This window comes from Mesorhizobium sp. WSM3873 (assembly GCF_001672445.1).
Lineage (GTDB): Bacteria > Pseudomonadota > Alphaproteobacteria > Rhizobiales > Rhizobiaceae > Mesorhizobium.
Genome location: NZ_LYTM01000056.1, coordinates 245,648 through 256,054 on the forward strand (window position 1 = coordinate 245,648; position 10,407 = coordinate 256,054).

Here is a 10,407-nt window from a genome sequence, read left to right on the forward strand (position 1 = left end):
CATTGTTCACCGGCGTTGAAATTCCGGCGCCATCAGCAGCAGCGCCAGGCCTTGCTGTTTGGACTCGGCGCGCGCGATCGCTTGGCGCGTCTCGGCCGAGGCGGAGGCGCCGATCACGGTGGAAAGCATGTCATCGGGATCGCCGATGTCGCTCGCCTGACGAGCCGCTTGCCAGGCGATGTCGAGGCGCGTCTTGAGGCCTTCGGCGGACGCCCAGCTATCCGTCCGGTCGGAAAAGCCGTTCGGCCCGGGCGGTTGCCAGAGCGGCTCGCCCAGCGCCCTTAGCCAGCGCAGCGTTCGTTGCGGCTCTTTCCCGGTGGTGGAGCCGATCGCCCGCCGGACCGCTACGGCATAGTCCAACGGCGAGCGCAATTTTGTCAGCGGCAGCGACCAGGCTTCAGGCAGATCGACCAGTGCAAGGGCGAGCGCGCGCAGGTCGCCGTCCGTCTTGGTGAAGATCTCGGCAAGGCGGTCGACTACAGCCGCCGGCGGATCGTCGGCAATGAAATGGCGGGCGAGCTTGGTAGCGATGTGGCGCGCGGTCGCCGGCTGGCGGGCGATGTCGTTGAGCGCGGCCTTGGCCTGGCCCATGCCGCCGGCCGGGTAGGTCTTGCCGAGCAGCACCGCCTCGCCAGGCTGATGCGCATCGGGGTCGAACACAAATGTGCCGGGCTCTCCGAGGCGGCCCTTCCGTCCGGCCATCGTCCAGCCGGTGAGCGCTCCCGCGAAACTCGTGACATCCGCCTGGCTATAGCCGCCGTCGACGCCCAGTGTGTGCAATTCCAGGATCTCGCGGGCGAGGTTCTCGTTGAGGCCGCGGCCGCGCCTTTTTCCGGCGCGCGAATCCGGTCCGGTCGATTGTCGGTTGTCGAGGTAGAACAGCATCGCCGGGTGATGCTCGACGGCCAGCAGCATGTCGGCGAAGCGGCCGAGCACGAAGGGGCGGACAGCCTCGCGCTCGAAAGCGCCGGCGCAGGCCCGCACGAGCTGGCCCTTGGCGGTCGAGACGCAGAAATGGTTCGACCAGAAACCGACCAGTCTTTCGACAAAGCCGGGTGCGGCACCGAGCGCCTTGTCGAAACGGGCTTGCGCTTCATCCCGATAGATGTCGGCCCCGACCGGCGGCACGCCTGACTTGCGTTTTGCCTCGGCTGAGCCGTCCGAAGTGTCTGCCGCAGGCTGCATGGCGGGCGCTGGCTTCTCCCGCGCTGCCTTGCGCTCCGCGGCGGCGGCCATGCTGGCCTGGATCGCGGCGGTGCTGTCCAACAAGCCGGCATTTTTTGAATCGTCGGCCGAGACAAGCGCGACATCCAACAGCTCGAGCTCGGCCTTCAGATAACCGCGCGCATCGGCCGCAATCTTGCCGAGATCGTCACCAGGTTTCGCGCCAAGCCCGAAGCGGTTGAGCGCGACCAAGGCTGGATCGGGCGGAACGGCATTTGGAACGGATAGAGCCAACAGAGCCTCCGTCGCGGACCGACGCAGGTCGCGTCGGCGGCAATATCCACGGTCGAAAGGCCTTATGACGCCGGAGTCGGCATGATGAGGCCGGCAGGGGCTTACCAGCGGCGCCAGTAACGATCGCCGTGCCACGGACGCCAGGCCGGGCCGATATAGACGCTTGGGCCACCCCAGTAGTAATAGCCCGGATAGATCACGCGGCGGTTGGGCACGCAGCGACCCCACCGGTTGGGGTGCCAGCCGGGGCCGCAGCCCCAGGCCACATGCTCGACAATCGCAGGCGCCGCAGGCGCCGCAAGCGGCATTGCCGAGGCTGCACTTGCCGCGGCAGTCCCGCCGATGGCAAGCGCAGCCGCAACAGAATATTTCGTCAGACCATTCATGGGATACTCCGAAGTTTCTCGAGGTTGAACCGGCCACGTCGCGTTCGCGTGGCGGCAGGCGTGTCCCTCTTTTTCTTTGAACGGAGACGGCCGGCGCTTTCCGTCGCTCTTATGGCGTATTTTTTGCCGGGATGGGCCGCTGCCTGCCGACATGGCGCAGCAGGGCGTCGGCCAGCAGCTTACGGTCATCTAGCGGGCTCGACGCGGCGAATTCGACGATGCGCTGTTCCAGCCGGCTGCGGATGGTGGCGTCGGCATTGCGCGCCCGCTCCAGGGCCGCGGCCAGAGCGTTGGCGTCGAGCGTCGGCTGCTGCAAGAGGTTGGCCGCCTCACGCCGCGCCTGCTGTCCGTCGAGGATGACTGCGCGCGACTCGCGCCGAACCTCGCGCAACGCCTGGCGGAATACCTTGCGGTCGCTGGCGGGAAGCTGACCGCCGGCCGATTCCAGCGAATAGCCGCCTCCGGAACGGCCGATCAGCCAGCCTGCACCGCCGGCGACGGCACCGATCAGGAAGACGTTCAGCACCAGCGATGCCGCGAAAAGACGAGCGCTCATAGGTCCTCCGTGTCGGCGTCGGGACCGGCATCGCCGAACGACGTTGCGTTGGCATCCATCACATAATGGTCGGACGTGGCATCTGGCGTGACGACGGTGACCAGCGCCAGCCCGACCACGGCGCCGGCAAGGCCGACGCCGGCAAGCCCAAAGCCCAGCCACCAAAACCGGCGGCGGCGCCCCTGGCTGAGCTGCGTGGTGGCCCTTGCGACAATCTCGCCATGCAGCGTCCGGCTTGGGGCTTCGACGTGATGGCGGTCGAGGATGACATCGAGCCTGCCGGCGGTCGCCAAGATGGCGCGACCCTCTTCACTCTCCGCAAGCAGCGTGGCGGCAGCCTGCTCGGCCCGAGGCCAGCGATGCAGGGCGCTGCCATAGGCCTCCGCAAGTGCGGCGAAGCGTTGGGCACTCATCGCCCCGTCAGCGGCCTTTCTTTCGTCAGCCATCTGGTTTCCCCTTCCACGGGTTTGACGTGGCCACCCAAGTCCCAACCGCCGCCAGCTGCTCAGTCATCGCCATCTCCGATGAGCATGGCCTGCAACGAGCGCCGGCCCCGCGCGAGCAGGCTTTCCAGCGCATCGACGCTGACCTGCATGGCGCCGGCGGCCTCGATGTTGGACATCTCCTGATAATAGACGAGCACGATCGCCTCGCGCTGGCGCGGCGCGATGCGCAGCAGCGCCTGCTGGACGCGCCGGCCTTCGTCTCCGGCGTCGGGAAGCGGTACCTCATCCGCCGCCTCCGGCAGTTCGTCCGTCACCCATTCGCGGCGCCGCCGCAGCCGGTCGTAGCAGAGGTTGAGCGCCACCCGGTGGATCCAGGTGTCGAAACGCGCGTGACCCTGGCGCCAGCCCGAGGCATGACGCCAGATGCGCACGAAGGTCTCCTGGGCGACGTCCTCGGCCTCGGCGGCATCGCCGAGCATGCGGGTGGCGAGCGAAAGCAGGCGCGGCAGCTTGCGCGCCACCATCGCCTGCACGGCGGCTTGATCGCCGGCACCGATGCGCCGTACCAGTTCCTCGTCCGGATCGGCGCCCATCAAGCGGGGCGCTCCCAATGATCATCGTGCTGCATGACCTCTCGGTCATTGCTCCTGATTGGGAGCGGTTTTGTGGCCCGGCCGTTCCTCGGAGCTCACCACGCCGTCGCCGTTCTTGTCGAGCCTGGCGAAGCGCTTGGCCAAGAAGGCGTCGAGCTCGGATTTGTCGACGAAGCCGTCCTTGTTGGCGTCCATGCGCGCGAAGGATTTGGCAGGATCGCCCTTGGCCTTGCGCTGGGTCTGGAACGCCGTCCACTCGGCGAGGCTGACCTTGCCGTCGCCGTCGGTGTCGGCCCGCATGAAAGCCTTTTCCCGGCGCGCCTCAAACTTTTCCAGCGTGATGCCGGGCCTGGCGGAGGCGGACATGCTTGGCGCTGGTTGCGCCGGCGCGGTGGCAGGCGTCGCTGTCTGGGCGGCCGCGGCGGCGGCCTGCAGGCCAAGGGCAACGACAAATATCGAACGGCGGATCATGCTCTCGTCTCCGGTTGCGCATGGCCATTGGCGGCCACGCTTCAGCCGTTAAACGCGGCAACGGGGAAAATCCGTCGGTCGTTTCTGACGAGACAATCAGCAAGAGTCCGGCAAAAAGCCGGGCCCGGAGCCGATCGGGAACGAGGCTAAGCGAAACTATTTCCGTTCGTCGACCACCATCAGCTGATCCGGCTTGAAGCCGGCATGTTGCGGGGTCCACACGTCGCCGTCACGATTGAACCAGTGGCACAGATACGTGCCTGAGGCAGCGCCATCACTCACCGTCATCTCCGGGCCTCCGGATTTTAGCCTGACGACGTCACCGGTCTTGAAAGTGTTGGGCATTTTGGCCTCCTTGCTAGAGACCGGGAGTTTCCCACCAACAGCGATTCTCGACAATGCCCGAGATGCGCGGCAAAAGCCGCCTGGCCGCACGCGGCGCGCAGGAGAGAGCATCGTTGCAGCCGCGACGATCACTCCGGCACGCCGGCGATGCCCAGCGCCTCGACGTAGCGCTCGGCGAACACCTTGTCCAGCCACGGGTTGATCTGTCTCTGCAGGGTGAGCGTGAAGGTCGGGAACGCCTCCATCAGGCGGCGCGCCGCGGCCTGCGCCTCGTCCAGCCGGTTGAGCTTGACCAGCGCCATGATCACCACGCGGTGCGAGGAGCCGTAGTTCGGCATCTCGTGCAGCGCGCGTTCTCCCCATGCCAGCGCTTCCTCGTAGCGCTCGAGCATCAGATAGCTCATCCCGATGCCGGAGAGCGCGATACCTTTCTCGGGGTCGACCGGACTCAGCCGCATCGCCCTGTGAAAGTGCTCGATCGCCACGAGCGGGCGGCTGCAATGCGCGTTCACCCAGCCGCTGCCGGTATGGCCCTGCGCCGAATTGGGGTTGAGCAGCAGGGACCGTTCGATCGTGCCCAGCGCCATCTCGTATTCCTTCGCGCTGTAGGCGATCACCTGCGCCGCGAAGCGCAGGCTCGTGGGGTCGTCGCGCGCTTCCGCCAGCACCTCGCGCGCCATACGCGCGGCGACTCGCACATCGTCGGGCTCGTGCCAGCACTGGCTCACGGATAAGCTGCGGATATATGCGCCGAGTGCCTTCGCCAAGGTGAAGCCCGGGTCGATGCTGAGCGCCTCGTTGGTGAGTCGGCGTACATCGGCAAAGCCTTCGCGCGTCATGCTGTAGAAGCGCGGCAGTGCGCGAAGATAGAGGTCGTAGGCGCTGATGTAGTCGGTCGGCTTCATGCGCGCCTGCTTGATCTCCTCCAGCCGGATGCTCGGCTCGACAGCACCGACGACGCTCTCGGTCACCTTGTCCTGCAGGTCGAAGATGTCGCTCACGTCGCCTTCGAAGCGGCCGGTCCAGACATGGTGACCGCTGATCGCGTCTACCAACTGCCCGCTGATGCGCACGCGAGATCCGGCTCTGCGGATGCTGCCTTCGAGCACGTAGCGGACGCCCAGCTCGCGCCCGACCTGGCGCAGGTCGACCGCCCGGCCCTTGTAGGTGAAGGACGAGTTGCGGGCGATCACGAAGAAGGAGTTCACCCGGCTCAATCCCGTGATGATGTCCTCGACCAGCCCGTCGGCGAAGTATTCCTGGTCAGGGTCGCCGCTCATGTTGGTGAAAGGCAGAACCGCGATCGAGGGCTTCTCGGGCAGGGGAGGCGGTGCAGCCACCGAGGCGCTGGCGTCGGTCTCGACGCGGTAGGCGCGCACGGGCCGCTCGATGTTTTTGAGGCGCAGGTTGCCGAGCGGCGTGAAGCCGCAGTCGAGCTTGCCCTGGAGGTGGTCGTAGGCGGTGCCCGAGACGACCACGGTCCCGGGATCGGCGGCGCTTTCGAGGCGGGCGGCGATGTTGACCCCGTCGCCGTAGAGGTCGCCGTCCTCCTCGCAGACCACGTCGCCGAGATTGACGCCGATGCGCAAGCGAATCCGCTCTTCCTCCGGCGTTTCCGCCTCGTGTTCCGCCACAGCCTGCTGGATCGCCACCGCCGATGTCACCGCATTGACGACGCTCGCGAATTCGCAGAGCATGCCGTCGCCGGTGAGCTTGACGATGCGCCCCTGGTTCTCGGAAACCAGCGGTTCGAGGAGGTCCTTGCGGTAGGCCTTCAGCCGCTCGAGCGTGCCGCGTTCGTCGCGCTCCGTCAGGCGCGAATAGCCAACCACGTCGCAAGCCAGGATCGCTGCGAGGTGGCGCTGCGTGCTCATGGCACGGCTCAGCCAGGCGCCTGCACGCGCGCCGTCCCCCGTCCATGTCCTGCCGGCTTCCATGCGCCTCACCTGCACGCTATCCATCTTTCCCAATCTCCGCCCGTCGCTGGAACGGAGAGCAACCTGACCTTGCCCTCACGAGATTCCGCTATCCAGCTTGCGAAACGTGGAGCGTTCAGTCGCGCTACAGTCAACCAACGACCCGCCCACGCAGCCTCTGGGGACGCTGACGCCACTTCCAGAAGGCCGGGGATGTTGCCTGGCTTGTGTAACCGGTTGACGCCACCGTGGCGGCGCTTTTGTATCGGCATCACACCGAACACTCACGCTTGGAGGTGCTGAGGTCGGCAAGCGGCGAAATGCTGCCGTACGACGCCGCAGCGTTTCGGCTTAGGGCGATCTTGGGTGGGTTTATGGGCGAACCCAAATCCACCCGACAGGTATGGTATTGGAATTACACGCTTTTAGGAAACTGGTGCCGCTTGCGTGACTCGAACACGCGACCCCATCATTACGAATGATGTGCTCTACCAACTGAGCTAAAGCGGCCCGGGAAGCCGCTGGGCTTCCAAGATGCGCCGGTTGATAGACTCAACCGCCAGCTAATTCAAGATGGCTGGCGGCGAAATCCTGCGCTCATGCGCGGCAATTCCGTCGCTTGCCGCTGCGCGACAGCCTTAAGCGCCGCGCCAGCACGGCTTGCGGGCCGGCGCCGGCAGGCGTCCGATTCCGTTGCAGGCCGATCCGGCGGCGGCGACAAAAAATGTTGATTCTTCAACAAAAAACGCCGAAATGGGCATTGGATGCGTCGGCAAGGCAGCCGCCCGCCCGTTGATTGACTGGTCGCCTGCGGCTAACGATCGATAACTGTGAGCGAACGCGCAGAGGGAGCTCGCTTGGACGCCATCGAGAAAGCGATCCGCAACGCCTTCGAGAAAGGCAATCCCGAGGACCGGGCGTTTCGCGAGAAGGTCTATCGCTCGGCCTTTGCCGCGCTCGATCGCGTGCTGCAGGCCAACCCGAACGTGACGGTGGAAGCCGCCATCAACCGCCGCAAGGCGGTGCAGGCCAAGATCACCGAGATCGAATCCGAATTCCTGCCGGCTGTCCAGGCCGTTCCTGACGTGACGCTTCCGCTGGACAGCGGTCCGTTCGTCGGCAACGCCGCGCCGGGGCCGGCGGTCGACACGCCGAGCCAGTCTCCCGCGCCGCCGGTGGATGCACCGCGGGGCCCCGACCAGGCGGCACCGTCGCCGTCGATCACCGTCGACGGTCCGGTGCAGCCCGACACATCGGATGCGCCGCGCTCGCGCGTGCTGCCCCGCGTGCCCGACATCATGCCGGACGAGGCGCTTCCGAACGCGCCGACGCTTGATGACTCTCCTGGAGCGTCCATCGGCAACGGCGCCGAAGTGGCGCCGGATCGCGATGAACGGCGTATCCGTGGCCGGCGCCTGCCGCTCACCGCCATCTTTGTCGCGGCGACGCTGCTGGCGGCTGCCGGCATCGGCCTCTATTTCGCCAAGCAGACCGGCGTCTTCAAGACGGCGGCTGAACTCAACACCGGTCCGCCCGAGCCGACCCCGACGCTGGAAGACGAAGACTCCTCGCAGCCAGCCGACACCGGTTCGCCGCAGAAGCCCGGCGAGGCGGATCAGTCGAAGAACTGGATCAACGTCTTCTCGCCCAGCGATCCGACCCATGTCAGCACACCGTCCGACGCCGCCGCCGATGTGATGAAGGACGACACCGGCCAGTTCCTGCGCGTCCGCTCGGGCGCATCCGGATCGGCCATCGTCTTCGATGTCGGCCAGGGCGTGCTGGAAAAGCTCGCCGGCAAGCATGCCATGTTTGACATCATCGCCCGCTCGGAAGAAGGCAAGGAGACGCAGATCTCGGTCGACTGCAATTTCGGCGAGCTCGGCGATTGCGGCCGCAAGCGCTATGCCGTCGGCCATGAGCGCAACGAATACCTGTTCGACGTGCAGTTCCCGAACAAGCACCCGGGTGCGGCCGGCACCATCGCCGTCAACTCCGACTTCGACAAGCAGGGCAAGTCCGTCGACATCTACGAGATCCGCGTATCGATCGCGGAGTGACCTCGCTCCTCTACCCTCGACGCAGGCGCTGCACCCCACCCGCGCCTACGGCGCGACCTCCCCATCAAGGGGAGGTAGGGCGCGGCGCTTGCCGTCCTTAGCGGGATCGGATGACTGCTTCCTGTGTCGTTGCGCATCGGCAGCGAGTGGCTATCTGGACGGGTGCGACCTTCTACCTCCCCTTGATGGGGAGGTCGGCGCGAAGCGCCGGGTGGGGTGAAGCGCCGGCGTTGACTTCCTAACCGTCCAGCAGCGCCTGCAGCGTCTCGATCCGGTCGGCCTCGGCGGCCGGCTTGTCCCAGCGCAGCCGTGAGATGCGCGGAAAGCGCATCGCGACGCCAGATTTATGGCGCGTCGAGCGGTTGAGCCCTTCGAAGGCCACTTCCAGCACCAGCCCATTCTTGCGATCGGCGCGCACCGAGCGCACCGGCCCGAACCGCTCGATCGTATGGTCGCGCACATATTTGTCGATTTGCCGCAGCTCCTCGTCGGTGAAGCCGAAATAGGCCTTGCCGACCGGCACCAGCTCTTCCGATCCCTCCGGGCCTGACCAGACCCCGAAAGTGTAGTCGGAATAGAAGCTCGATCGCTTGCCGTGGCCGCGCTGCGCATACATCAGCACCGCGTCGATCGTGTGCGGATCGCGCTTCCACTTGAACCAAGGGCCTTTCGGCCGGCCGGCAAGATAGGGCGAATCCCAGCGCTTCAGCATCACCCCTTCGATGATCGGATGCGGCGGCGCCTGGCGCAGCCGCTCCAGCGTCTCCCAATCCGAAAATTCGACAAGCGGCGAAAGGTCGAAGCGGCTGGGATCGAGCGTCTGGACGAAGGCTCCGAGCCGGGTGCGGCGCTCGGCGAAGGGGAGGCTGCGCAAATCCTCGCCGTTGATTTGCAGCGCGTCGTAGCAGCGCATGAAGGCCGGATATTGCTGCTGGATTTTTGGCGAGACGCTCTTGCGGTTCAGCCGCTGCTGCAGGTCGGAGAAGGTTCCGGTCGCCTCGCGCGGGTCGCCGACCAGCAATTCGCCGTCGAGCGCCGCCTCAAAATCCATCGTCGCGGCGAGGTCCGGGAAAGCGCCGGAAACATCGTCGCCGGTGCGCGAATAGAGCCGGCGGATGCCGCCCTCGCACACCGCCTGGACGCGGATGCCGTCCCACTTCCACTCCGCCGCATAATCGGCCGGATCGAGCTTCTCCAAGTCGCCGTCGTCGACCGCATTGGACAGCATCACCGGCCGGAACAATGCGAGCGCGGCGCTCCTCGGTTTTTCCGCCCGGCCTTCCAGCCACGCAAAGAGCGCCGTGTAGGGTGGCGTCAGCCCGTGCCAGAGCTCCTCGATCTCGACGACATCGACTTGGCCGAGATCGGCCAACGCCTGCTTGGCAAGCCGCGCCGACACACCGATGCGCAACCCGCCGGTAACCAGCTTGATGATGGCGAAGCGCGCAGAGATGCTGGCGCTGTCGAGAAGCCTGGCGAGCACCTGCGGCCCGTCGGAGCGGCTCGCCGCCTGGAGCTTGCCGACCACTTCGGCGAGCGTCGGCGCGTGGTTCGGTATGTGGCCGGCCGGCTGCGGCCAGACCAGCGACACCGTCTCGGCGAGATCGCCGACATAATCGTAGGAATAGCCGAACAGCACGGGGTCCATCCGCTCGACCACCAGCGCGCGCAGCATCGCCGGCTTCACCGCCGCGATCGACAGATCGCCGGTGATCGCCGCCAGCGCCAGCCCGCGGTCGGGATCCTCGACGCTGCGGAAATAGTCGGTGAGCAGCGTCAGCTTGCCGTTGCGCGAAGGCGTCAGCACCAGCCGGTCGAGGAGCTCGGCGAAGCGGTTCATGCGCGACACGCCAATGACGAAAGCCGGCGCGAGGCACCCCCCTCTGTCCTGCCGGCCATCTCCCCCTCAAGGGGGGAGATCAGATGCCGCGCCGGCTTTCGCCAATCTCTCGCGTCGCGGGAGATGCGTCGGCGCTGAAACTGCCAATCTCCCCCTTTGAGGGCAGGGGAATCGCAGATAAGTTGATTGGCTATTGCCAAGCCGCAAAAGAAGGATTCTTGAGAGGCTTTCTCGTAGCAGAGGAGGCCCGAGTGCGGCTTGTTTTGTCGATCCTGCAAGCAGTTCGCGATCCGCGCGACATCAACGCGCGGCATGATCTTGCTGAACTTCTGTTTC

At 66.1% G+C, this 10,407-nt stretch carries 11 protein-coding genes and 1 tRNA gene; 2 read left to right on the forward strand and 10 right to left on the reverse strand.

From position 1 onward, the window contains the following. Window positions 1-6: 6 nt before the first annotated feature. The 9 genes from A9K71_RS28455 to A9K71_RS28495 form a co-directional block, all read right to left on the reverse strand. The gene (locus A9K71_RS28455; RefSeq protein ID WP_067003689.1) at window positions 7-1,458 is read right to left on the reverse strand and encodes a DUF1800 family protein; all 1,452 of its coding nucleotides are present in this window, start codon (window positions 1,456-1,458) and stop codon (window positions 7-9) included. A gap of 101 nt (window positions 1,459-1,559) precedes the next feature. Next, window positions 1,560-1,844 (reverse strand): hypothetical protein, encoded by a 285-nt coding sequence (locus A9K71_RS28460; RefSeq protein WP_067003691.1) that lies wholly within the window; start codon window positions 1,842-1,844, stop codon window positions 1,560-1,562. Window positions 1,845-1,953: 109 nt separating this feature from the next. After that, window positions 1,954-2,400: a periplasmic heavy metal sensor gene (locus A9K71_RS28465; RefSeq protein ID WP_067003693.1), complete on the reverse strand. Its 447-nt coding sequence runs from the start codon at window positions 2,398-2,400 to the stop codon at window positions 1,954-1,956. Further along, a complete protein-coding gene (locus A9K71_RS28470; RefSeq protein WP_067003695.1) occupies window positions 2,397-2,846 on the reverse strand; it encodes a hypothetical protein in 450 nt (149 codons plus the stop codon). Before A9K71_RS28470 ends, A9K71_RS28465 begins: the two co-directional genes overlap by 4 nt. 59 nt (window positions 2,847-2,905) lie before the next feature. Beyond that, on the reverse strand, window positions 2,906-3,439 hold the full coding sequence (locus A9K71_RS28475) for an RNA polymerase sigma factor (protein WP_067003697.1): 534 nt from the start codon (window positions 3,437-3,439) through the stop codon (window positions 2,906-2,908). Window positions 3,440-3,484: 45 nt separating this feature from the next. Continuing rightward, a complete protein-coding gene (locus A9K71_RS28480; RefSeq protein ID WP_067003699.1) occupies window positions 3,485-3,910 on the reverse strand; it encodes an acid-shock protein in 426 nt (141 codons plus the stop codon). Window positions 3,911-4,066: 156 nt separating this feature from the next. Further along, entirely contained in the window at window positions 4,067-4,255 is a 189-nt protein-coding gene (locus A9K71_RS28485) for a DUF2158 domain-containing protein (RefSeq protein ID WP_067003764.1), read from the reverse strand. A 128-nt stretch (window positions 4,256-4,383) separates the two neighbouring features. Beyond that, window positions 4,384-6,216, reverse strand: a complete 1,833-nt coding sequence (locus A9K71_RS28490; protein WP_245299814.1) for an adenylate/guanylate cyclase domain-containing protein — start codon at window positions 6,214-6,216, stop codon at window positions 4,384-4,386. Window positions 6,217-6,605: 389 nt separating this feature from the next. Continuing rightward, window positions 6,606-6,681: transfer RNA gene (locus tag A9K71_RS28495), tRNA-Thr, on the reverse strand. A gap of 347 nt (window positions 6,682-7,028) precedes the next feature. Here A9K71_RS28495 and A9K71_RS28500 point away from each other — a divergent pair. Next, window positions 7,029-8,231 (forward strand): hypothetical protein, encoded by a 1,203-nt coding sequence (locus A9K71_RS28500; protein WP_067003701.1) that lies wholly within the window; start codon window positions 7,029-7,031, stop codon window positions 8,229-8,231. Between the two features lie 238 nt (window positions 8,232-8,469). On the opposite strand, the gene A9K71_RS28505 is transcribed toward A9K71_RS28500, so the two are convergent. Continuing rightward, the gene (locus tag A9K71_RS28505) at window positions 8,470-10,071 is read right to left on the reverse strand and encodes a cisplatin damage response ATP-dependent DNA ligase (RefSeq protein ID WP_067003703.1); all 1,602 of its coding nucleotides are present in this window, start codon (window positions 10,069-10,071) and stop codon (window positions 8,470-8,472) included. Window positions 10,072-10,154: 83 nt separating this feature from the next. On the opposite strand from A9K71_RS28505, the gene A9K71_RS31830 reads away from it, so the two are divergent. After that, on the forward strand, window positions 10,155-10,407 hold a 253-nt coding region (locus A9K71_RS31830), incomplete at its 3' end, for a hypothetical protein (protein ID WP_156752775.1).